This is a genomic window from Pseudomonas knackmussii B13 (assembly GCF_000689415.1).
Classification (GTDB): Bacteria; Pseudomonadota; Gammaproteobacteria; order Pseudomonadales; family Pseudomonadaceae; genus Pseudomonas; species Pseudomonas knackmussii.
On record NZ_HG322950.1, the window covers coordinates 3588525 to 3611079 of the forward strand.

The following is a 22555-nucleotide window of genomic DNA, read 5'->3' on the forward strand; positions in this document are numbered from 1 at the left end:
TCAGCGCTATTTCATGGATGCCTACCGCTACGCGCAGTCCTTCTCGCGACAGGCCTTGGCACTGCGCCAGACGGCTACCCAGCGCGGTCTCGCCCCACAGGTGCTGCGTGAGGAGCTTGCCCGGCAGATGCAGGAAGCCGTGGCTGCCAACCCCGAACTGCTGGGGCTGTATGTCGCCTTCGAGCCGGATGCCCTGGACGGAGCAGACGCCCCCTTCGCCGGGCAAAGCGCCAATGGCTCCAATGAGAAAGGCCGCTTCTCGCTCTACTGGTCCCAGGCCACCGTGGGCAAGCTGGAAGCCGACAACATGAGCGAATCCATGCTCGCCGACACCAGCCCCGGCCCGAGCGGCGCCGCCTACAACGCCTGGTACACCTGCCCGAAAGCCGGCAACAAGGCCTGTGTGCTCGAGCCCTACGTCGACGAAGTCGGCGGCCGCAAGATCCTCATGACCAGTATCGCCCTGCCATTGCTCGTCGACGGCAAGCTGGTTGGCGTACTGGGTGTGGACATCGCCCTCGACCGCCTGCAGGAGATCGCCAAGCAAGGCAGCGAGGAGCTCTATGAAGGCCAGAGCCGCGTGGCCATCGTCAGCGCCTCCGGCCTGCTCGCCGGTTACAGCGCCGATGCCGGCAAGCTGAGCAAGAAGCTGCAGGACATCTATCCCGGTCAGGGCAGCGAGCTGCTGCAGGCGATGGCCGCCAACCACGCACAAGTGCTCACCCACGACGAAGAACTGCGCGCTCTGCAACCGCTCAAGCCGATTCCCGAGGCGCAGCCCTGGGCCGTGCTGATCGACGTGCCACTGAAAGCCTTGCAAGGTCCGGCGCTGAAGTTGCAAAGCGAGCTCGACGAACAACGCACCCAAGGCACCGCCATAGAACTCGGCCTCGGCCTGCTCGCCGCCCTCCTCGGCCTGCTGCTGGTCTGGCTGACCGCCCGTGGTGTGACCCGCCCGATCCTCGGCGTGGCCGGAATGCTGCGCGACATCGCCAGCGGCGAGGGCGACCTGACCCAGCGCCTGAAGTACCAGGGCCAGGACGAACTCGGCGAGCTGGCCGGCTGGTTCAACCGCTTCCTCGACAAGCTGCAACCGATCATCCGCGACGTGAAGGCCTCGGTGCAGGATGCCCGCGCCACTGCCGACCAGTCCGCCGCACTGTCGACCCAGACCAGCGCTGGCATGCAGCAGCAGTTCCGCGAGATCGAGCAGGTCGCCACCGCGTCCCAGGAAATGAGCGCCACCGCCCACGACGTGGCCAACAGCGCAGCCATGGCCGCCGACGCCGCACGCGGCGCTGACGGTGCCACTCGCGATGGCCTGTCGGTGATCCAGCAGACCACCCAGGTGATCGACAGCCTGGCCGCCGACATGACCCAGGCGATGAGCCAGGTCCAGGGGCTGGCGTCGAGCAGCGAGCAGATCGGTTCGGTGCTGGAAGTGATCCGTGCGATCGCCGAGCAGACCAACCTGCTGGCGCTCAACGCGGCCATCGAAGCGGCCCGTGCTGGCGAGGCCGGTCGCGGTTTCGCGGTGGTCGCCGACGAGGTCCGCAACCTCGCCAAGCGCACCCAGGATTCGGTGGAAGAAATCCGCCAGGTCATCGAAGGCCTGCAGAATGGCACCCGCGAAGTGGTCGGCGCGATGCACAGCAGCCACCAGCTGGCGCAGGGCAGCGTCAGCCAGGTCGAGCAGGCGGTCGCCGCGCTGCAACGCATCGGCGATGCGGTGGGCGTGATCAACGACATGAACCTGCAGATCGCCAGCGCCGCCGAGGAACAGAGCGCGGTGGCCGAGGAGATCAACCGCAACGTGGCGGGCATTCGCGACGTCACCGAATCGCTGTCCGGCCAGGCGCAGGAATCGGCGCAGATCAGCCAGTCGCTGAACGAATTGGCCAACCATCAGCAGGGGTTGATGGGGCAGTTCCGCGTGTAAACGAAAAGGCCCGCTGATCAGGCCGTGTGAAAAAACGCTGTGAGCAAGGCAAAACAAACGCCCCGACTGGTTCGGGGCGTTTGTTTTTCGGAGGGATCAGCCCATCAACTCGATCAGGCGACGCGCGCCGAATACCCACTGTTTCAGGTTACCGGAGGGGTGTTCGACGATCGCCCGGCGCTTGGCCATCATCTCCGGCCGGGCGTCCAACCTTGCTCGCCTGCGCCTTGCTGAAGCCAAGTCGCCGCAGATCCAGTCGTGCCACATAGGCCTCGATCACGCGGACCAGATGTTCTTCAGGGAGCAACTCATCCAGCGACACCGGAAACAAGCTGCCCTGACCACGCCCTTCACCGCGGATATAGCCCATGAACGACAATGCCCGTATCGATCGATACGGGCATTGTCTTTGGCTTGCACTCAGACCGCTAGGTTTTCACACGGTCTGATATGCCGGCCTTGTTCTTTCCAGAGGTGGGCTTGGCGAAGAGCGTATAACCGTTCGCGGATATACGCTGCCTCACCTCGCGTATCGGTAACGCCGTGGCCGAACCTGGCACATCCAACACCGCCAAGTTCATCTCCGAGCAGACCGGCAACCAAGGTCGAACGGCGTATAACGCGGAGCGTTATAAGCCCTACGCCGCTGCCCGCCTTGGCAACACCACCCGCACCCGCAAACCGCCCAGCTCGCTGCTTTCCAGCAGGAGCTTGCCGCCGCAGGCCTCGGCGATATCGCGAGCGATACCCAGCCCCAGACCGTGGCCGGCCACCTGCTCATCCAGCCGGGTGCCGCGTTCCAGCACGCTCTCGCGCTGGTCCGCGGCGATCCCCGGGCCGTCGTCATCCACCTGCAGCAGGTAATTGTCGGCGCCCTTCTCCACGCGCAGGCGCACTTCGCCAGCGGCCCATTTGCAGGCGTTGTCCAGCAGGTTACCGAGCAGCTCCAGCAGGTCCTCGCGGTCGAACGGCAGGCGCAGGCCCGGCGCCGACTGGCAATCGATGCGCAGCTGCTGGCCGTGGATCAGCTGCAGCATCTCGCGCAGGCTCGGCAGCTCGGCGTCGCAGTCGAAGTGCGCGCCCGGCAGCGCCTCGCCGACCAGGCGCGCGCGGCCCAGTTCGCGGGCCAGGCGCTGGTCGATCTGCTCCAGCTGCTCCTGCAATACCCGCCGCAGTTCCGGCTGGGTACGCAACTCGTCGCGATCCGCGAGGCTGATCAGAACGGCGAGCGGCGTCTTCAGCGCATGGCCGAGATTGCCCAGCGCATTGCGCGAGCGTTTGAGGGTGTCCTCGGTGTGCTGCAGCAGGTGGTTGACCTGCTGTACCAGCGGCTCGAGCTCTTCCGGCACCTGGGTATCGAGCTGGCTGCGCTGGCCCTCCTGCAGCTGCGCGATCTGCTGGCGCACCTGCTCCAATGGGCGCAAGGCGCGGCGCACCGCCAGGCGCTGGAAGAACAGGATCAGCAGCAGCGCCAGCGCGCCGGCGCCCAGGCCGAAATTGCGCAGGCGCTTGAAGCTCTTGAGGATCGGCGTGTAGTCCTGCGCCACGCTGATCTGCAGGTCGTAGCCGAAACGCCGGTAGTCGCCGCGGTAGACCAGCAGGCGCTGGCCCTCGGGGCCCTTGACCAGGCCCGCGCTTAGGCCGGGGCGGTCCTGCACCTTGAGTTCATGGTCCCAGAGCGAGCGCGAACGCAGGTCGGTCTGGCCGTAATGGATCTGGAAGTAGCGCCCGGAAAACAGCCGCTCATAGGCAGCATCGACCCGCTGCGGGTCCAGTTGCGGCCCCGTCGGTCCACGGGCGATCGCCACCAACAGACTCTGCGCCTCGTCCTGCAGGCCGTTGGCCAGGTACTGCCGCAGCCCCTGGTCGAACAGCCACAGGCCGGTCTGTGCGAGGACCAGGCCGACTACCAGCAATACCGCGGCGAGGCCGAAGCCCAGGCGCCGCTGGATGGAAATCAAGCCACGCCCCCGCTGTTGCCGGCGAAGCGATAGCCCTGGCCACGGCGGGTCTCGATGATCTCGCGGCCGAGCTTGCGGCGCAGGTGATTGACGTGCACCTCGATGACATTGGAGTCGCGCTCGGTCTCGCCGTCGTAGAGGTGCTCGGCCAGGTGCCCTTTGGACAGCAGTTGGCCGGGATGCAGCATGAAGTAGCGCAGCAGGCGGAACTCCGCCGAGGTCAGGTCGATCTCCCGCCCATCCTGCAGCACGCACTGGCGCGACTCGTCCAGGCTCAGGCCGCCGGCTTCGAGTTGCGCCTGGTTGGCCACGCCATGGGCCCGCCGCAACAGCGCCTGGATGCGCAGGAACAGCTCCTCGGGATGGAAGGGTTTGGTCAGGTAGTCGTCGGCGCCGGCTTTCAGCCCGTCGATGCGCTCGGCCCAGGAGCCGCGCGCGGTGAGGATCAGCACCGGCACCGCGATCCCTTGCGAACGCCACTCGCGCAGCACATCTAGGCCCGGCCGGCCGGGCAGGCCGAGGTCGAGGATGATCAGGTCGTAAGGCTCGCTGGCGCCCTGCACCGCGGCGTCGCGGCCGTCGGCCAGCCAATCCACCGCGTAGCCCTGGCGCGTCAGCCCGGCGAGCAGTTCATCGGCGAGGGGCACATGGTCTTCCACCAGCAGCAGGCGCATCAGTCGTCTTCCTTATCCGAGAGGATGCGCCCGTCGCGGGCATCCAGTTTCAGTTCGCGCACCACGCCGCCGGAGGTCAGCAGCTCGATCTCGTAGACGTAGGAGTCGTGCTCGCGATCCAGTTCCGCCTCCAGCATCCGCGAGCCGGGATAGAGTGTCTGCGCACGCGGCAATATCGCCTCGAAGGGCTGGATCACACCCTCGCGTGCCAGGCTCAGGGCCTCGTCCTGGCTCAGGTCGCGGGCCAACGCCGAGCCGCTGCAGAGCAAGGCGGCGCAGAGCGCGTATCGCAGAGGATAGGTCATCGAAGGTCCTGTCGATCCTGGGGCAGATTGCCGCCCGCCACGTCCGTTTCGAGCGCGCAATCGTACACCCTGGCGCAGGCCCACGCGGACCGGCGGGATGCGCCCGCCAGCGAGGCGACGATCGCGGATGTCAGTAATTTCACCAGATGATTCCCACAGAATTCCACTGTGCGCAGCCTAGCCGGAGGGTATTAAACCAACCTGAATGCCGGCAGCGGCCTCATTCACGGTGTGAAGTTTCCTAGTGTTCCTGGGCCTGCGTTTATAATTCGCGGCTCGCCGGAGAGAGCCCGCATGACCGCCATCCACATCAAGTCCCCCGCCCTCACCCTCAAGGCCGGTGCCCGCGCCTTGCGCCGCATCCGCGAGAACGGCCTGGCGCCGGCCGATGTCGGCATCCTCCCCGGCGCCGCCGGCGGACCCAAGGCACTGGGCATCCAGGGGCTCGACCTCGCTCTGTTCGGCGACTGGCTGCCACGCGCGCCGCGCGAGCGCTCGCTGATCGGCGCCTCCATCGGCTCCTGGCGCTTCGCCAGCGCCTGCCTGCCGGATGCCGCGCGAGGCATCCGCCGGCTCGGCGAGCTCTATACGCAGCAGTGCTTCTCGCGCAACGCCGACATCTTCGAGGTTTCCGCCAGTTGCACGCGCATGCTCGACGACCTGCTCGACGGCCAGGACGCCCAGGTCCTGGCCAACCCGCACTACCGGCTCAACGTGGTGGTGGTGAAGAGTCACGGCCGACTCGCTGACGACGCCAAAGGCACTCTTGGTCTAGGGCTGGGCGCGGTGATTCGCGACAACCTGCTCGGCCGCCGCCATCTGCATCGCCACTTCGAGCGGGTCATCCTGCACGACGCGCGCCTGGCTCCGCCGCTGGAAGCGCTACGCGACTTCCCCTCGCGCTGCCTGCCGCTGGACGTCGGCAACCTGCGCCACGCGCTGCTCGCTTCCGGCTCCATCCCCATGGTGATGCAGGGCGTGCGCGACATCCCCGGTGTCGGCCCGGGCACCTACCGCGACGGTGGCCTGCTCGACTATCACCTGGACCTGCCCTACCAGGGCGGCGACGTGGTGCTCTACCCGCACTTCACCGACAAGGTCATCCCCGGCTGGTTCGACAAGGGCCTGCCGTGGCGCCGCGGCGACGCCGGTCGCCTGCAGGATGTGCTGCTGCTCGCTCCGTCGCGCGAATACCTGGCTCGCCTGCCCCACGGCAAGCTGCCGGATCGCAAGGACTTCAAGCGCTACCTGGGCGATGACGCCGGACGCCAGCGCTACTGGAACAAGGCGATGGAAGAGAGCCGGCGGATGGGCGACGAGTTCCTCGAACTGGTCGATGGCGGGCGGCTGGGCGAGCACCTGCAACCGCTCTGAATTTTGTTCGCGAGCAAGCTCGCTCCTACGCAAAGCGCCATTCGCGGCGACTGTAGGAGCGAGCTTGCTCGCGAACCATCTCTACCCCGGCTGCCCATCCGCACGGGCGGACCACAGCATCGGCCCGTAGTACCAGGCGAAGACCAGGAAGGCCGAGGCCCAGCAAAGCGCCGCGAGTATCAGGCCGGCCAGCGGCATCCAGGGCACCAGCAGCACCCGCGCCGCCACGCCAAGGTTGAGCAAGGCGAAGGCCCACCCCATCGCCGCCGGTGGTTGTAGCGCACGGCCGGTATGGCCGAGGGTGACGCGGGCGATCATGGCGAGGATCAGTCCGCCGATGCCGCCCAGTGTCAGCGCGTGCAGCGGCAGGCTCGACGGAATGCCGAACGACAGCGCCGAGAGCGTCAGACCGACCAGCGCTACGGCCATCCAGGCATAGGCCAGGTGCAGCGACCAGAGCAGCGGCACGCGCCAGAGGTCGCGGTCGTACCAGCGCCCCAGGCGCAGCAGATGACCGGTTGCCAACAGGCCGAACAACGGCGCCAGTAACGGGCCCGGCTGCAGCGTCAGGCCCAGCGCACTCAGCAGCGCGAGCAGCAAAGTGCCGAGGAACAGCACCCAGTCCAGCCACGGCCAGGCCGGCACCTGCGCCGTGCGCCCAAGGCCGCGCTGGGTGAAGAAGGGAATCACCCGCCCGCCGATCAGCGTCATCAGCGCCGCCACCAGCCAGAGCGCAGCGAACACGCCGCCGCGTTGCCAGGTCTCGTTGCCGCTGGCCAATCCGGCCATGACTTCGGCATCGGCCAAGGTGAACATCAGAAGAACGGCCAGCACCGGGTAGTTTCGAACCTGGCGCACCTGCACCAGGCTGCGGCCGACGAACCAGGCCAGGGCCGGCGCGAAGGCCAGTTCCAGTACCGCCGCCAGCCACCAGGGTGCGCCAAATAGCCAGACCAACCGAGCCGCCAGCCAGAGGCCGGCCAGGACGCGCAGCGGCGAGCCATTCAGCCCCGGCCGCCCGGTCCAATTCTGCACGGCGGTAAGCAGGAATCCGGCGACTATCGCCAGCGCGAAGCCGAACACCATTTCGTGGCGATGCCAGCCCAGCCATCCGCCCAGCGGCTGCCAACCCGGCAAACCGAAGAGCGCGGCGAGCCAGAGCGGCACCGCGAGAGCGGCGAACAGCGCGCCACCCAGGAAGAAGGGGCGAAAGCCCAGCCGCCACAGCGGCGGGATCGCCAGCAGCACACGGCGATCAAGCAACAGCACAGCACTGCTCCCACTGAGGCTCGCGCATCTGGCGCTGGGCGATCAGGCGCAGCACGTAGCCAAGCTTGATCGAAGTCGGACCGAGGATGGTGAGGCCGTGGGCCGCGACCAGGGCCGGCAGCGCCAGGTACTGGTCGATGAAATAGGCGCCGAAGATCCCACCCAGCAGCATGGCGACACCCGCGCAGAGCAGGCTGCTGGAATGACTCAGGTTGCGTTGCGGACAAGCGAAGAAGCCTTTCATCACACACCTCCGGTAAGGATGGCCGGCCCAATTGGGCCGGCCGGCATTGCATCAGGCCTCCAGCGCGCTGGCCGGGCCGAAGAACTCGTAGTGGCTCTGCGCCTCGGGCACGCCCAGCTCGCGCAGGTGGCGTTTCACCTGGGCCATAAAGGGTTTGGGACCGAGGAAGTAGGCGTCCAGGTCGCGCTCGGCCGGCAGCCACTCGCCCAGCAGTTGCTGGCTGAGGAAGCCCTCGGCATGCGCCTGGTCGGTTTCACGCGGTTCGCTGTAGCAGAAGAAGTGCAGTAGCTGCGGGTGCTTGCTCGCCTGGCGCTCGATGAACTCGCGGAAGGCGTGCACGCCGCCGTGGCGGGCACAGTGGATGAAGTGCACCACGCGGCCGGCATCCAGCGCGCGCTGCAGCATGGCCAGCGCCGGGGTGATGCCGACACCGGCGGTGATCAGGGCAACCGGCTTGTCGCTGTCGCGCAGGACGAATTCGCCGGCCGGCGGGAACAGGTCCAGCTCGTCGCCTTCGTGAAGTTCGTCATGCAGGTAGTTGGAGACCTTGCCTTCGGGCTCGCGCTTGACGCTGATGCGGTACTCGCGGCCGTTGGCCGGAGCCGACAGCGAATAGGTGCGGCGCACTTCCTCGCCGTCCAGCACCAGACGCAGACCGATGTACTGGCCGGGCTGGAAGTCGAGCAGCGCACCGCCATCGACCGGCTGCAGGTAGAAGGAAGTGATTTCCTCGCTCTCGGCCACCTTGCCGGTGACACGGAAACGGCGGGCGCCGCGCCAGCCGCCCTTATCGGCCTCGTTCTTGGCGTAGGCGGATTCCTCGGCGCCGATCAGGATGTCGGCCAGTTGCTGGTAGGCCGCGGCCCAGGCGGCAATCACCGCGTCGGTGGCGATTTCCGCGCCGAGCACTTCACGGATGGCGCGCAGCAGGCAGGCACCAACGATCGGATAGTGTTCCGGCAGGATCTGCAGGGCGACATGCTTGTTGACGATCTGCGCCACCAGCGGGCCGAGTTGCTCCAGCTCGTCGATGTGACGGGCATACATCAACACGCCGTTGGCCAGGGCGCGCGGCTGGTCGCCGGAGGCCTGGTGGGCCTGGTTGAACAGCGGACGCACTTCGGGATATTCGCTCAGCATCATCTTGTAGAAGTGCTGGGTCAGGGCTTCACCGCCGGTTTCCAGCAGCGGGACGGTGGCCTTGATCAGGGTGCGGTGTTCTTGGGACAGCATGCGTATCTCCTTGGAGCGCAAGACGGGTTGGGGTCTGCCTGTGCTGTTTCAGGAACCGTGCCATCCGTGCGAGCCAGTATTTACGGGACTTCCAGACGAGAAGAGGTCATAATGACCCGCGCCATTTCGAGTCAATTCGACTGCACGAGGTCAAAATGACCAGCAACCCGCTGCTCGCCACCCTGCTCCCCCTGGTCGACGACCTGTCGCGCGAACTGCCTGAAGCGGAGCGCTATCGCCGCTTGCTGGAAGCGCTGCGCCAGCTGCTGCCCTGCGATGCCAGCGCGCTGCTGCGCCTGGAAGGCGAACAACTGGTGCCGCTGGCCGTGGACGGGCTGAGTCCGGACACCCTCGGCCGCCGCTTCAAGATTGCCGAGCACCCGCGCCTGCGGGCCCTGCTCGAGCGCCCGGAGCCGACGCTGTTCGGCGCCGACTGCGGCCTGCCCGACCCTTATGACGGTCTGGTGGAAGGTGTCCATGGCCACCTCGAAGTGCACGACTGCATGGGCTGCCCGCTGTACCTCGACGAACAGCCCTGGGGCCTGCTGACCCTCGACGCCCTGGAGCCCGGACGCTTCTCCGGTGGCGACCTGGACAACCTGCAGGCCTTCGCCAGCTTGGCGGCCGCCACGGTCAAGGCCAACCAGCGCATGCTCGACCTGACCCGCCGCGCCGAGCAGGAACAGCAGCGCGCCGATGCCTACCAGCGCGCCGCCGGCGAAACCCCGCGCGAGCTGATCGGGCAGAGCCCGGCGCACCGCCAGCTGGTCGACGAAATCCAGTTGGTCGCCGGCAGCGACCTCAGCGTGCTGGTCACCGGCGAGACCGGCGTCGGCAAGGAGCTGGTGGCCCAGGCGATCCACCAGCAGTCGCTGCGCCACGCCCAGCCGCTGGTCAGCCTGAACTGCGCGGCGCTGCCGGAAACCCTGGTGGAGAGCGAGCTCTTCGGCCACGTCCGTGGCGCCTTCTCCGGCGCGGTCGGCGAGCGCCGCGGCAAGTTCGAACTGGCCGACGGCGGCACCCTGTTCCTCGACGAAGTGGGCGAGCTGCCGCTGGCGATCCAGGCCAAGCTGCTGCGCGTGCTGCAGAGCGGCCAATTGCAGCGCCTGGGCTCGGATCGCGAGCACCATGTGGATGTGCGCCTGATCGCCGCGACCAACCGCGACCTGGCCGAAGAAGTGCGCGCCGGACGCTTCCGCGCCGACCTCTACCATCGCCTGAGCGTCTACCCGTTGCGCGTGCCGGCGCTGCGCGAACGGGGCAACGACATCCTCCTGCTGGCCGGCTACTTCCTCGAACAGAACCGCCCGCGCCTCGGCCTGCGTAGCCTGCGCCTGAGCGCACAAGCCCAGGCCGCGCTGCTCGCCTACCCCTGGCCGGGCAACGTCCGCGAACTGGAGCACCTGATCGGCCGCGCCTCGCTCAAGGCCCTGGCGGCGAGCCCCGAGCGACCGCGCATCCTGACGCTGGAAAGCAGCGACCTGGACCTCGAACAGGCCCTGCCTGCGCCCGTTGGTCCCAACGATGAGCTGCCGCGCCTCAGCGTACCGGCAGCGGCCGGCGAATTGCGCCCGGCGCTGGACGCCTTCCAGCGCCAGCTGATCGCCGCCAGCCTGCAACGCCATTCAGGCAACTGGGCGGCCGTTGCTCGAGAGCTGGGCGTCGACCGGGCGAACCTGAATCGCCTGGCCCGGCGGCTGGACCTGAAATAGACCGGGCATCGGCTATCTTTTCCGGCAGGCCGCAGCATTCACCCACCGGCGTGCGGCAACCAGCCCGAGGAGAAGGTCCATGCGTCAGCTTGTCGTGTTCCTCGCCGTACTCGCCCTGACGGGCTGCATCTCGCCCAATCGCGGCCGCCCGATCGACTACGGCGAGTTCCCCGCGGCCGAGTACCAGGCGCTCGCCACCTACGGCACCGCGCACGTCAGCGGCCGCGCCTTCGCCAAGAACCGCGCCGGCAACATCAAGCCGGCGGCCGGCCAGGAAGTCTCGCTGATCCCGGCGACCGACTACATGAAGCCCCTCCTCCAGGCCTACACCGAACAGCGCCCGATCACCGCGCCCGACCCGCGGGCTCGTGCCTATACGCGCCAGGTCCGCGCCGACAGCAATGGCAACTTCAACTTCGTCCAAGTGCCGGCCGGCCGCTACTACCTGACCTGCCAGGTGAACTGGGAAGTCTCAGGCACCAGCGGCCCGTCCACCGTGGGCGTGTTCGTGCTGTCGACGCTGACGGTCCGCGAGGGCGAGAAGGTCGAGGTGCAGCTGACCCGCTGAGGCCACGGGCGACCTGCCGGCAGACGGGCGCCCTGCCCTGTACACAAAACGGGTATAATTTGCGCCGCTCTTTCCGCTCCAAGCCTTCGGCTTCTGATTCATAGGTCAATCTTCGTGGAATTGTTCAAAGAGTTTGTATTCGAGTCCGCCCACCGCCTGCCCCATGTGCCGGAGGGCCACAAGTGCGGCCGCCTGCACGGCCATTCGTTCCGCGTGGCCCTGTACATCGAGGGCGATGTCGACCCGTACACCGGTTGGATTCGCGACTTCTCCGAGATCAAGCAGATCTTCAAGCCGATCTACGAACAGCTCGACCACAACTACCTGAACGATATCCCCGGCCTGGAAAACCCCACCAGCGAGAACCTGTCGCGCTGGATCTGGCAACAGGTCAAACCGCTGCTGCCGGAGCTGTCGCGCGTACGCGTGCACGAGACCTGCACCAGCGGCTGCGAGTATCGCGGCGACTGATAGCGTCGAGCCGGGCAAACGAAAACGCCGTTTCTCCTTCGGGGAAACGGCGTTTTTCATTCAGGCCAGAGATAAAGACATGTAGGAGCGGCCCATGGCCGCGAATCGCGCGCATGGCGCGCTCCTACAGGGAGCATCGGTGTGGGGGATTTTCGCGGATAAGATCCGCTCCTACAGGGCAACCTCTCCAACGCCAAACAAAGAGCCCCGCCTAAGCGGGGCTCTTTCATGGGCGAGAAGCTTAACGCGAGCCCGCCGCGCGGCCGCCCTTCTTCTTGCCCGAAAGCAGGTGCGAGAACACCGCGTGCAGGTCGCCGGAAGCGCTGTCGCCTTCCAGGTTCAGCTTGTCATCGATGTGCGCCATGTGGTGCATCATCAGGGTCACGGCCTTTTCCTTCTCGCCCTTCTCGATGGCATCGAGGATTTCGTTGTGCTCGTCGAACGAGCAGTGCGAACGGCCGCCCGCCTCGTACTGGGCGATGATCAGCGAGGTCTGCGACACCAGGCTGCGCTGGAAGCTCACCAGCGGGGCGTTCTTCGCCATCTCGGCGAGCTTGAGGTGGAACTCGCCGGACAGGCGGATACCGGCGCCGCGGTCACCGCGGGCGAAGCTGGCCTGTTCCTGCGCCACCATCTCGCGCAGCTCGGCCAGCGGCTCGGCGCTGGCGTTGTCCACGGCCAGTTCGGTGATGGCGCGCTCGACGGTACGGCGGGCAAAGAGGATCTGCCGCGCCTCGTCGATGCTCGGGCTGGCCACCACCGCGCCGCGGTTGGGACGCAGCAGCACCACTTGCTCATGAGCCAGGCGTGACAGCGCGCGTCGAATGATGGTGCGGCTGACACCGAAGATTTCCCCCAGGGCCTCTTCGCTCAGCTTGGTGCCGGGCGCCAGGCGCTGTTCGAGGATGGCGTCGAAGATGTGCGCGTAGACGATCTCGTCCTGCGTGCCGGTGCGGCTCTTGCCATTGCGCGGCTGCTTCTTGATCTGTTGCAACGGGTCGGTCATGGGGTGCGGAACCTTGTGGGCTGGGCGGCGGCTGGGTGCGATTGTCCGCACCGGGCGCCGGGCACGACGAAATGATGGCCATCAGTGTACACAAAACGCCCAGTACCGCGCATCCGCCCTCTGCCGCGGAATTCGCCGCATTACGCGTCAGTCCCGACGCATTCCTGGCGGCGATTCGGAGGAAATCGTCTGAGAAATTGTTTGTAAGGGCGCCTCGAAAACGTACGAAACATTATTTGATTTTTTTGTATACAACCGCATAATCCACGGCGTGATTTCCTGACCTTTCAGTCAGAAAAACGCAACCCTCACAACCTTCCGTTGCGCAAGGGACAGGTGAACCAGCCGACGGCAAGGACCTACAACAAAAGCGTTGAGGAGTACCCGCTGTGGAAAGCACCAAACAAGAACAACAAGCCTATTCATCTAGCCCACCCGCCAGCGGCCTGCTCGAACGCCTGTTCAAGCTCAGCCTGCACGGCACCACGGTGAAGACAGAACTGGCCGCAGGCCTGACGACCTTCATCACCATGGCCTACATCATATTTGTCAACCCGAACATCATGGCCGATGCCGGCGTGAACCACGGCGCCGCCTTCGTCGCCACCTGCCTGGCCGCCGCGCTGGGCTGCTTCCTCATGGGCCTGTACGCCAACTGGCCGGTGGGGCTGGCGCCGGGCATGGGCCTCAACGCCTTCTTCACCTACACCGTGGTCAAGACCATGAACTACAGCTGGGAGATCGCGCTGGGCGCGGTGTTCATCTCCGGCGTGCTGTTCATGATCCTGACCTTCTCGCGCATCCGCGAATGGCTGCTCAACAGCATCCCGCCGAGCCTGCGCTTCGCCATGGGCGCCGGTGTCGGCCTGTTCCTCGGCCTGATCGGCCTGAAGACCGCCGGCATCGTGGTAGCCAACCCGGCGACCCTGGTACATGTCGGCGACCTGACCAAGCCCGGCCCGCTGCTGGCGGCGATCTGCTTCCTGATGATCGCCGTGCTCGAGTACCGCCGCGTGTTCGGCGGCATCCTCATCAGCATCCTCACCGTCACCGTGGCCGGCATCGGCCTGGGCCTGGTGAAGTTCGGCGGCGTGTTCTCGATGCCGCCGAGCCTGGCGCCGACCTTCCTGGCCATGGACATTTCCGGCGCCTTCAACGTGACCATGGTCAGCGTGATCCTGGCCTTCCTCTTCGTGCACATGTTCGACACTGCCGGCACCCTGATGGGCGTGGCGCAGCGCGCACACCTGGTGCGTGACGACGGCCGCATCGAGAACCTGTCCAAGGCGATGAAGGCCGACAGCGCCTCCAGCGTGGTCGGCGCGGTGCTCGGCGTACCGCCGGTGACCAGCTACGTGGAAAGCGCCGCGGGCGTCGCCGCCGGCGGCCGTACCGGCCTGACCGCGGTGACCGTCGGCGCACTGTTCATCGCCGCCATGTTCTTCGCCCCGCTGGCCGGCATGATCCCCGCCTACGCCACCGCCGGCGCGCTGATCTACGTGGCCATGCTGATGATGGGCGGCCTCGCCCACATCGACTGGAAGGAACACACCGAGACCATCCCGGCCATCGTCACCGTGATCATGATGCCGCTGACCTTCTCGGTCGCCGACGGCATCGCCCTGGGCTTCGTGACCTACGTGGTGATGAAGGTCTTCACCGGCCGCCAGAAGGATGTAACGCCAAGCCTGTATGCACTCTGCCTGATATTTGTAGCCAAGTTCATCTTCCTGTAGTCTGGCCGCAGCCCTTCCCCGGCCCCGGCGCTTGCGTCGGGGCCTTTGCATTTGCGAGAGCACCGCGATGAACCTGGAAACCTGGCTGCTCTTCAGCAGCGCCGCCCTGATCGTCATCCTGATTCCCGGCCCGCTGTCGCTGCTGATGATCAGCAACACCCTCAACTACGGCCTGCGCCGTTCGCTGCCGGCCTTCCTCGGCGGGGTCAGCGCCTCGATCTGCCTGCTTAGTGCCTCCGCGCTCGGCCTCGGCGCCCTGCTGCTGGCGTCCGAAAAGCTGTTCAGCGTGCTAAAGACCCTCGGCGCGCTCTACCTCTTCTACCTCGCCTGGCAGAGCTGGAAAGCCTCGCGGGTCGCGGCGCGGCCCGGCACCGTCGAGGAGCAGCCGGTCAACCCGGGCTTCCGCAGCCTGTTCTGGAAAGCCTTCGGCCTGGGTGCGAGCAATCCCAAGGACATCCTGTTCTTCGCCGCTTTCCTGCCGCAGTTCCTCAAGGCCGACCATCCGCTGTGGCAGCAGTTGCTGGTGATGATCCTCACCTGGGCCGTCCTCGACTTCGCCTGCAAGCTGTTCTACGGCCTCACTGCCCAGGGCGCGGCGCGCTTCCTGCGCTCGGGCAAGGGCCAGGCCTGGTTCAACCGTGGCAGCGCTGCGCTCTTCGCTACGGCAGGCGGGGCTTCGCTGCTCAGTCGCTGATCCCGTCACACCCCGTTCGCGAGCAAGCTCGCTCCTACGCAAAAGCGGCTCCGCCTGTAGGAGCGAGCTTGCTTGCGAATGCTTATTCATCGCGCATAAAAAAAAAGCCCGCCATCGAGGCGGGCTGTTAAAGACTCCACGAAGAGTCCGAGGGAAGCCGGGTATCGCGGCGGGCTAGCTGCCGCGATAGGTCGAATAGCTGTATGGCGAAATCAGCAGCGGCACGTGGTAGTGGTCGCTTTCCGAGGCGATGCCGAAGCGCAGCACCACCTGGTCGAGGAAGGCCGGCTGCGGCAGCTGCACACCGCGAGCGCGGTAGTAGTCGCCAGCATTGAACTGCAGCTGGTAGACCCCGGCGCGGAAGTCCTCGCCCTGCAGCAGCGGCTCGTCGCAGCGGCCGTCGTCGTTGGTCGTCCGGGTGGCGATCAGCTCCAGCTGCTGGCCTTCCACGCGGTACAGCTCGACCTTGATGCCATGGCCAGGGCAGCCGTGGGCGGAATCCAGTACATGCGTCGTCAAACGTCCCATGGGCTCTCGGCATCGCCGGTGTGACCGACCGATGCCTTCCTCCTCTCGATGTCTAGCGGTTGCGGAACGCCCCGCACGGCCTGAGGCCGGTGCAGCAGCGGTTGATGGGAAGGACCATACGACATCACCGGAACATTGTATACAAAAATATCGCCACGCACTCGCACAGCGCCCGCGCATCCAGCGCTGCACCATTTCGCTGCAGCCCAGCCACCATGATGTGCGTAGACGCCGCAACTGACCGAACAGGCAAGTTCCTTGCTTATCGATGAGAGCAGTGGTCAACGGATGACCGGCGATTCTCGCGAGCAGGATTGTATTTACATACCGCCACACAACTTGTATACAATGTTCCGCACTAGGGTTGCGCAAAGCCCTCTAGGCCAACCGCACCGCCCCCAACAAGAAGGAACACTGCAGTGAGCGCTGACTACCCACGCGACCTGATCGGTTACGCCGACAACCCTCCCCATCCGCACTGGCCGGGCGACGCCCGCATCGCGCTGTCCTTCGTCCTCAACTACGAGGAAGGCGGCGAGCGCTGCATCCTGCACGGCGACAAGGAGTCCGAGGCCTTCCTCTCCGAGATGGTCGCCGCCCAGCCGCTGCAGGGCGCGCGCAACATGAGCATGGAATCCCTCTATGAATACGGCAGCCGCGCCGGCGTGTGGCGCCTGCTCAAGCTGTTCAAGAAGTACGACCTGCCGCTGACCGTCTTCGCCGTCGCCATGGCCGCCCAGCGCCATCCGGACGTGATCAAGGCGATGGTCGCCGCCGGCCACGAGATCTGCAGCCACGGCTATCGCTGGATCGACTACCAGTACATGGCCGAGGAACAGGAGCGCGAGCACCTGCTCGAAGCCATCCGCATCCTCACCGAGCTGACCGGCGAGCGCCCGCAGGGCTGGTACACCGGCCGCACCGGTCCGAACACCCGGCGCCTGGTGCGCGAGGAAGGCGGCTTCCTCTACGACTCCGACACCTACGACGACGACCTGCCCTACTGGGACCCGGCGAGCACCGCCGAGAAGCCGCACCTGGTGATCCCCTACACCCTGGACACCAATGACATGCGCTTCACCCAGGTGCAGGGCTTCAACAAGGGCGACGACTTCTTCGAGTACCTCAAGGACGCCTTCGACGTGCTCTACGCCGAAGGCGCCGAGGGCGCACCGAAGATGCTCTCCATCGGCATGCACTGCCGCCTGCTGGGCCGCCCGGCGCGCCTGGCCGCGCTGGAGCGCTTCATCCAGTACGTGAAGGGCCACGAGAAGGTCTGGATCACCCGCCGCGTAGACATCGCCCGCCACTGGCACGAAAAACACCCCTTCAAGGAGAGCCAGGCATGAGCCGCTTCCAGACCCTGACCCCGGCCAGCCTCGACCGCGCCGCCTTCGTCGCCGCCTTCGCCGACATCTACGAGCACTCGCCGTGGGTCGCCGAAAAGGCCTACGACATCGGCGTCGACGCCAGCCTCAACGACATCGAAGCGCTGCAGCAGCGCATGGCCGACATCCTCCTGTCGGCCAGCCACGAAGCCCAGCTGGCACTGATCAACGCCCACCCGGACCTCGCCGGCAAAGCCGCCGTGCGCGGCGAACTGACCGCCTCCAGCACCTCCGAGCAGGCCGGCGCCGGTATCCACGAATGCACCGCCGAGGAGTTCGCCCGCTTCAATGAACTCAACGACGCCTACAAGGCCAAGTTCGGCTTCCCCTTCATCAAGGCGGTGAAGGGCAGCAACCGCCACCAGATCCTCGCGGCCTTCGAGGAGCGCATCCACAACACGCCGGAGCAGGAATTCCAGACCGCCCTGGCCGAGATCAACAAGATCGCGATGTTCCGTCTGCAGCAGCTCTGAAGCGCGCAGCCGGAATTCACCGTCACCAAGGAGAACAAGATGAGAAGCTACAACGCTCCCTTCGAGAAATTCGTCAACCTGGCCGACGAGCGCCTGGGGAGCAAGGTGATCAGCGTCACCGACGAATGGTTCGCCGCCGCCAACCGCATGCTGCAGCCCACTCCCGCCGTCTGGAAGGAAGGCGTGTTCGACGACAACGGCAAGTGGATGGACGGCTGGGAATCCCGCCGCAAGCGCTTCGAGGGCTATGACCACGCGGTGATCCGCCTGGGCGTGCCGGGCTCGATCAAGGGCGTGGACATCGACACCAGCTTCTTCACCGGCAACTTCCCGCCGTCGGCCTCCATCGACGGCTGCTTCGTCGTCGAAGGCGACCCGAACGAAGACACCCAGTGGACCGAAGTGCTGCCCTCCGTAGAACTGCAGGGCAACAGCCACCACTACCACGAGATCAATGACGACCGTCCCTACACCCACCTGCGCCTGAACATCTATCCGGACGGCGGCGTGGCGCGCCTGCGCGTGCACGGCATCCCGTTCCGTGACTGGGCGAAGCAGGACCCGAACGAGCAGGTCGACCTCGCCGCCGCGCTGAACGGCGGCCGCGCCCTCGCCTGCTCCGACGAACACTTCGGCCGCATGAGCAACATCCTCAACCCGGGCCGTGGCGTGAACATGGGCGACGGCTGGGAAACCGGCCGCCGCCGCACCCCGGGCAACGACTGGGTGATCGTGGCGCTGGGCCACGCCGGCATCGTCGAGCAGATCGTCGTCGACACCCTGCACTTCAAGGGCAACTATCCGGAAAGCTGCAGCATCCAGGGCGCCTTCGTGAAGGGCGGCACCGACAGCCAGATCGCCACGCAAAGCCTGTACTGGCGCGAGCTGCTGCCGAGCCAGAAGCTGCAGATGCACAGCGAGCACACCTTCATCGAACAGATCAAGGAACTCGGCCCGATCACCCACGTCCGCCTGAACATTTTCCCGGACGGCGGCGTCAGCCGTCTGCGCCTGTTCGGCAAGGTGGCGAAGTAAGCGCATACGAAATCGTCATTCCCGTGAACGCGGGAATGACGAACTCCAGAACAACGAACACAAGCAGACCAGCCATGCGTACCCTGAAGATCGAGCCGTTGACCAAGGAAGCCTTCGCCCCGTTCGGTGATGTCATCGAAACCGAAGGCAGCGACTACTTCATGATCAACAACGGCTCCACCCGCCGCTATCACCGCCTCGCCACCGTCGAGACGGCGCAGCCGGAAGACAGCGCGATCATCAGCATCTTCAGCGCCGAAGCGCTCGAGATGCCGCTGCGCATCCGCATGCTGGAGCGTCACCCGCTGGGCAGCCAGGCCTTCATTCCGCTGCTCGGCAACCCCTTTCTGGTCGTGGTCGCGCCCCTTGGCGATGCACCTGTACCGGGTCTTGTCCGCGCCTTCCGGAGCAACGGAAAGCAGGGCATCAATTACCACCGCGGCGTCTGGCACCACCCGGTGCTGACGATCGAAAAGCGGGATGACTTCCTGGTGGTCGATCGCAGCGGTTCTGGCAACAACTGCGACGAGCATTTCTTCACCGAGGACGAACAGCTCCTCCTCGACCCCCAACTAAACTAATAAGAGAGGTCCGCCGGCGGGCAACCGCGGGTGGGCGAGAGGTAAAGAACTGTGGAAGCACATCTCATCGAATGGGCGAACCTGCTGGTTCGCTGGGTTCACATGATCGTCGGCATCGCCTGGATCGGTGCCTCGTTCTACTTCGTCTGGCTGGAAAACAACCTCAACCGGGTCAACCCGCGCGAAGGGCTTTCCGGTGACCTCTGGGCGATCCACGGTGGCGGCATCTACCACCTGGAGAAGTACAAGCTGGCGCCGCCGAAGATGCCGGACAACCTGCACTGGTTCAAATGGGAGGCCTACTCCACCTGGATGTCGGGCATCTGCCTGCTGACCATCGTCTTCTACCTGAACCCGACCCTGTACCTGATCGCGCCCGGTAGCGATCTGGCGCCGGCCGCGGCCATCGCCATCGGCATCGGTTCGCTGGTCGCCGGCTGGTTCGTCTACTCCACCCTGTGCGACTCGCCCCTGGGCAAGACCCCCGGCCTGCTTGGCGCCATCCTGTTCGCCCTGCTGGTGCTCGCCGCCTATCTGCTGAGCCAGGTGTTCAGCGGTCGCGGCGCCTACCTGCACGTCGGCGCGATCATCGGCACCATCATGGTCGGCAACGTGTTCCGGGTGATCATGCCGGCCCAGCGCGCCCTGGTGAAAGCCATCGAGGAAGGCCGCGAGCCCGATCCGGTGCTGCCGGCCAAGGGCCTGCTGCGTTCGCGCCACAACAACTACTTCACCCTGCCGGTGCTGTTCATCATGATCAGCAACCACTTCCCGAGCACCTACGGCAGCCACTACAACTGGCTGATCCTGGCGTGCATCGCGGCGCTGGCGGTGATCGTGCGGCACTACTTCAACACCCGCCACAACGGCAACGGCATGGCCTGGGCGCTGCCCGCCGGCGCGGTCGGCATGATCGCCCTGGCCTTCGTCACCGCTCCGACTCCGGTCGGCACCCCGACCTCCGCCAGCGCACCGGCGAAGATCGAGTACCAGCCGCTTCCGGCCACCGCCATCGGTGGCAAGACGGCCGCCGAGCAAGCCAAGGAAGACGCCGAGAAGGCTGCCGCCCCTGCCGCTCCGGCTCAGGCACAAGCGACCAACCCCGGCAGCGATGCGGATTTCGACAAGGTTCATCACGTGATCCAGGAGCGCTGCCAGGTCTGCCACTCGGCCAAGCCGACCAGCCCGCTGTTCAGCGCCGCCCCGGCTGGCGTGATGTTCGACACGCCGCAGCAGATCCAGGCCCAGGCCGCCAAGATCCAGGCCCTGGCCGTGGCCTCCCAGGTGATGCCGCTGGGCAACATCACCCAGATGACCCAGGACGAGCGCAACCTGCTCGGCTCCTGGATCGCCAAGGGCGCCCAGACGAATTGAGCTGACGCCCGCAACACAGGAAACCGCGCCTTAGGGCGCGGTTTTTTTGTGCCCGGCGAACCAGAGAGTGGTGCCTGTGTAGGAGCGAGCTTGCTCGCGAACCGCCCGGATGCCCAAAGCCCCCGCCGTTCCCGCCAATGCGGGAATCCAGCGGCGCCATTGTGTAGCGGCTGACGAAGGTCCCTGGTTCCCCGCGTTCGCGGGGATGACGGGTTGGAGGGCGGTGGCCGGGCACTGTTCGCGAGCAAGCTCGCTCCTACGAGAGCACGCGAGCGCTGAAGCAAAAACGTAGCCTCACCCGACCTACGGCTACATCGCGCCAGCCCTCGGATCGCGCGTGCTAGAGCGATGCGGAACCGACCAGCCACACGCCGACCAGATAGTTGTATACAAAAACATATTGAACGGAATACATATCGCCGCTATAAAGTCCCGCACCGCTTCACCCGCACGGCCCCGGGGGTGAGGCGAGCCAGTACTACCCGGTCGCCGAACCCGCTCGGCGCCCACCGTGACACAACAATAAAAATCGAGGTGTTGCATGTCCGAGGTAACTGAGCGCCGCGCTGCCGGCTCCCCTGCCGATCAGCGTCTGCCATTGCTGCAACTGCTGCTTGTGGGTTTCCAGCACGTGCTCCTGATGTATGGCGGCGCCGTGGCCGTCCCGCTGATCGTCGGCCAGGCCGCCGGTCTGTCCCGCGATGAAATCGCCTTCCTGATCAACGCCGACCTGCTGGTCGCCGGCATCGCCACTGTCGTGCAGTCGCTCGGCATCGGCCCGGTCGGCATCCGCATGCCGGTGATGATGGGCGCCAGCTTCGCCGCCGTCGGCAGCATGGTGGCCATGGCCGGGATGCCCGGCGTGGGCATCGACGGCATCTTCGGCGCGACCATCGCCGCCGGCTTCTTCGGCATGCTCATCGCGCCCTTCATGAGCCGCATCGTGCGCTTCTTCCCGCCGCTGGTGACCGGCACCGTGATCACCTCCATCGGCATGTGCCTGTTCCCGGTGGCGATCAACTGGGCCGGCGGCGGCAAGGGCGCGGCCCACTTCGGCGCCCTCGAATACCTGTTCCTGTCCAGCCTGGTGCTGGCCGCCATCCTGCTGGTCAACCGCTTCCTGAAAGGCTTCTGGACCAACGTCTCGGTGCTCATCGGCATGCTGCTGGGCTACATCGTCGCCAGCGCCATGGGCATGGTCGACCTGTCCGGCATGGACGCGCGCCCGCTGTTCGAGGTGGTCACCCCGCTGCACTTCGGCGCGCCCTCCTTCCACCTCGCGCCGGTGCTCTCGATGTGCCTGGTGGTGCTGATCATCTTCGTCGAGTCCACCGGCATGTTCCTCGCCCTGGGCAAGATCACCGGCGACGAGATCTGCCCCAAGCGCCTGCGCCGCGGCCTGCTGTGCGACGCCACGGCCTCGTTCTTCGCCGGCTTCATGAACACCTTCACCCACTCCTCGTTCGCCCAGAACATCGGCCTGGTGCAGATGACCGGCGTGCGCAGCCGCTTCGTCACGGTGGCAGCCGGCGGATTCCTGATCCTGCTCAGCCTGCTGCCGAAAGCCGCCTACGTTGTCGCCTCGATCCCGCCGGCAGTGCTCGGCGGCGCCGGCATCGCCATGTTCGGCATGGTCGCCGCCAGCGGCATCCGCATTCTCCACGAGGTGGACATCGTCGACCGCCGCAACCAGTTGCTGGTAGCCGTGAGCATCGGCATGGGCATGGTCCCGGTGGTACGCCCGGACTTCTTCGCCGCCCTGCCCGCCTGGATGGAACCGATCACCCATAGCGGCATAGCCATGACTGCGATCTGGGCCGTATTGCTCAACCTGCTGTTCAACATCCTCGGCGAACGCGGCCGCGACGCCCTCTGCGGCCACCACTGAGCCCAGCGTTTCGGCAGGCTTCTCCCGGGACCTGCCGCCTTCAGCCGCGCCCCACTCCTGCGCGGCTTTTTTCATTCCGCAATGAAGAGGCCGCGCCCCTTT

General features: G+C 66.1%; 21 protein-coding genes and 2 pseudogenes. 14 read left to right on the plus strand and 9 right to left on the minus strand.

The window, feature by feature from the left end; all coding sequences use genetic code 11:
* Positions 1 to 127 precede the first annotated feature (127 nt).
* Both PKB_RS30610 and PKB_RS30615 read left to right on the plus strand, forming a co-directional pair.
* Positions 128 to 1081 (plus strand): annotated as a pseudogene (locus PKB_RS30610) (methyl-accepting chemotaxis protein); the annotation flags it as partial.
* Between the two features lie 102 nt (positions 1082 to 1183).
* On the plus strand, positions 1184 to 1939 hold the full coding sequence (locus tag PKB_RS30615) for a methyl-accepting chemotaxis protein (protein ID WP_479687525.1): 756 nt from the start codon (positions 1184 to 1186) through the stop codon (positions 1937 to 1939).
* Positions 1940 to 2129: 190 nt separating this feature from the next.
* Here PKB_RS30615 and PKB_RS29635 read toward each other — a convergent pair.
* The 4 genes and pseudogenes from PKB_RS29635 to PKB_RS16800 form a co-directional block, all read right to left on the minus strand.
* Positions 2130 to 2309: pseudogene (locus PKB_RS29635) on the minus strand (IS5/IS1182 family transposase); the annotation flags it as partial.
* Between the two features lie 268 nt (positions 2310 to 2577).
* The gene (locus tag PKB_RS16790; protein ID WP_043253255.1) at positions 2578 to 3900 is read right to left on the minus strand and encodes a sensor histidine kinase; all 1323 of its coding nucleotides are present in this window, start codon (positions 3898 to 3900) and stop codon (positions 2578 to 2580) included.
* Positions 3897 to 4574: a response regulator transcription factor gene (locus tag PKB_RS16795; RefSeq protein WP_043253256.1), complete on the minus strand. Its 678-nt coding sequence runs from the start codon at positions 4572 to 4574 to the stop codon at positions 3897 to 3899. Before PKB_RS16795 ends, PKB_RS16790 begins: the two co-directional genes overlap by 4 nt.
* On the minus strand, positions 4574 to 4879 hold the full coding sequence (locus PKB_RS16800; RefSeq protein WP_043253257.1) for a PepSY domain-containing protein: 306 nt from the start codon (positions 4877 to 4879) through the stop codon (positions 4574 to 4576). Before PKB_RS16800 ends, PKB_RS16795 begins: the two co-directional genes overlap by 1 nt.
* 294 nt (positions 4880 to 5173) lie before the next feature.
* On the opposite strand from PKB_RS16800, the gene PKB_RS16805 reads away from it, so the two are divergent.
* Complete coding sequence (locus tag PKB_RS16805) at positions 5174 to 6253, plus strand: patatin-like phospholipase domain-containing protein (RefSeq protein WP_043253258.1); 1080 nt, start codon at positions 5174 to 5176, stop codon at positions 6251 to 6253.
* Positions 6254 to 6334: 81 nt separating this feature from the next.
* Here PKB_RS16805 and PKB_RS16810 read toward each other — a convergent pair whose 3' ends face one another.
* Genes PKB_RS16810 through hmpA form a run of 3 tightly spaced genes read right to left on the minus strand, consistent with a single transcriptional unit; the run spans position 6335 to position 8999 of the window.
* Positions 6335 to 7522: an NnrS family protein gene (locus PKB_RS16810; RefSeq protein ID WP_043253259.1), complete on the minus strand. Its 1188-nt coding sequence runs from the start codon at positions 7520 to 7522 to the stop codon at positions 6335 to 6337.
* Positions 7509 to 7766 (minus strand): hypothetical protein, encoded by a 258-nt coding sequence (locus PKB_RS16815; RefSeq protein ID WP_043253260.1) that lies wholly within the window; start codon positions 7764 to 7766, stop codon positions 7509 to 7511. The genes PKB_RS16810 and PKB_RS16815 overlap by 14 nt, the downstream gene beginning before the upstream one ends.
* A 51-nt stretch (positions 7767 to 7817) precedes the next feature.
* Positions 7818 to 8999 (minus strand): NO-inducible flavohemoprotein, encoded by a 1182-nt coding sequence (gene hmpA / locus PKB_RS16820; protein WP_043253261.1) that lies wholly within the window; start codon positions 8997 to 8999, stop codon positions 7818 to 7820.
* 155 nt (positions 9000 to 9154) lie between these two features.
* Between hmpA and norR the strand changes: the two genes are divergently transcribed.
* The 3 genes from norR (at position 9155) to queD (ending at position 11750) form a co-directional block, all read left to right on the plus strand.
* Positions 9155 to 10711 (plus strand): nitric oxide reductase transcriptional regulator NorR, encoded by a 1557-nt coding sequence (gene norR, locus PKB_RS16825; protein ID WP_043253262.1) that lies wholly within the window; start codon positions 9155 to 9157, stop codon positions 10709 to 10711.
* A gap of 79 nt (positions 10712 to 10790) precedes the next feature.
* Entirely contained in the window at positions 10791 to 11279 is a 489-nt protein-coding gene (locus PKB_RS16830) for a hypothetical protein (protein ID WP_043253263.1), read from the plus strand.
* Between the two features lie 114 nt (positions 11280 to 11393).
* A complete protein-coding gene (gene queD / locus PKB_RS16835) occupies positions 11394 to 11750 on the plus strand; it encodes a 6-carboxytetrahydropterin synthase QueD (protein WP_084166663.1) in 357 nt (118 codons plus the stop codon).
* Positions 11751 to 11991: 241 nt separating this feature from the next.
* On the opposite strand, the gene PKB_RS16840 is transcribed toward queD, so the two are convergent.
* Positions 11992 to 12756, minus strand: coding sequence for a GntR family transcriptional regulator (locus PKB_RS16840; protein ID WP_043253265.1), 765 nt, complete (start codon positions 12754 to 12756; stop codon positions 11992 to 11994).
* Between the two features lie 389 nt (positions 12757 to 13145).
* Here PKB_RS16840 and PKB_RS16845 point away from each other — a divergent pair, with 389 nt between their 5' ends.
* Together PKB_RS16845 and PKB_RS16850 are read left to right on the plus strand one after the other, a co-directional pair.
* Positions 13146 to 14492 (plus strand): NCS2 family permease, encoded by a 1347-nt coding sequence (locus PKB_RS16845; protein WP_043253266.1) that lies wholly within the window; start codon positions 13146 to 13148, stop codon positions 14490 to 14492.
* Positions 14493 to 14559: 67 nt separating this feature from the next.
* Positions 14560 to 15186: a LysE family translocator gene (locus tag PKB_RS16850; RefSeq protein WP_043253267.1), complete on the plus strand. Its 627-nt coding sequence runs from the start codon at positions 14560 to 14562 to the stop codon at positions 15184 to 15186.
* A gap of 174 nt (positions 15187 to 15360) precedes the next feature.
* Here the strand turns inward: PKB_RS16850 and uraH are convergent, their stop codons facing one another.
* A complete protein-coding gene (gene uraH, locus PKB_RS16855; protein WP_043253268.1) occupies positions 15361 to 15714 on the minus strand; it encodes a hydroxyisourate hydrolase in 354 nt (117 codons plus the stop codon).
* A 419-nt stretch (positions 15715 to 16133) separates the two neighbouring features.
* On the opposite strand from uraH, the gene puuE reads away from it, so the two are divergent.
* From puuE to PKB_RS16885, 6 genes are all read left to right on the plus strand, one after another.
* The gene (gene puuE / locus PKB_RS16860; RefSeq protein WP_043253269.1) at positions 16134 to 17063 is read left to right on the plus strand and encodes an allantoinase PuuE; all 930 of its coding nucleotides are present in this window, start codon (positions 16134 to 16136) and stop codon (positions 17061 to 17063) included.
* Positions 17060 to 17575: a 2-oxo-4-hydroxy-4-carboxy-5-ureidoimidazoline decarboxylase gene (gene uraD, locus PKB_RS16865; RefSeq protein WP_043253270.1), complete on the plus strand. Its 516-nt coding sequence runs from the start codon at positions 17060 to 17062 to the stop codon at positions 17573 to 17575. The genes puuE and uraD overlap by 4 nt, the downstream gene beginning before the upstream one ends.
* A 39-nt stretch (positions 17576 to 17614) precedes the next feature.
* On the plus strand, positions 17615 to 18610 hold the full coding sequence (gene alc, locus PKB_RS16870; RefSeq protein ID WP_043253271.1) for an allantoicase: 996 nt from the start codon (positions 17615 to 17617) through the stop codon (positions 18608 to 18610).
* Between the two features lie 74 nt (positions 18611 to 18684).
* Positions 18685 to 19191, plus strand: a complete 507-nt coding sequence (locus tag PKB_RS16875) for an ureidoglycolate lyase (RefSeq protein ID WP_043253272.1) — start codon at positions 18685 to 18687, stop codon at positions 19189 to 19191.
* Between the two features lie 51 nt (positions 19192 to 19242).
* On the plus strand, positions 19243 to 20565 hold the full coding sequence (locus tag PKB_RS16880; protein WP_043253273.1) for a urate hydroxylase PuuD: 1323 nt from the start codon (positions 19243 to 19245) through the stop codon (positions 20563 to 20565).
* A 541-nt stretch (positions 20566 to 21106) separates the two neighbouring features.
* Positions 21107 to 22453 carry a nucleobase:cation symporter-2 family protein gene (locus PKB_RS16885; RefSeq protein WP_043253274.1) on the plus strand — a complete coding sequence of 449 codons (1347 nt, stop codon included), beginning with the start codon at positions 21107 to 21109 and terminating at the stop codon, positions 22451 to 22453.
* Positions 22454 to 22555: the final 102 nt, after the last annotated feature.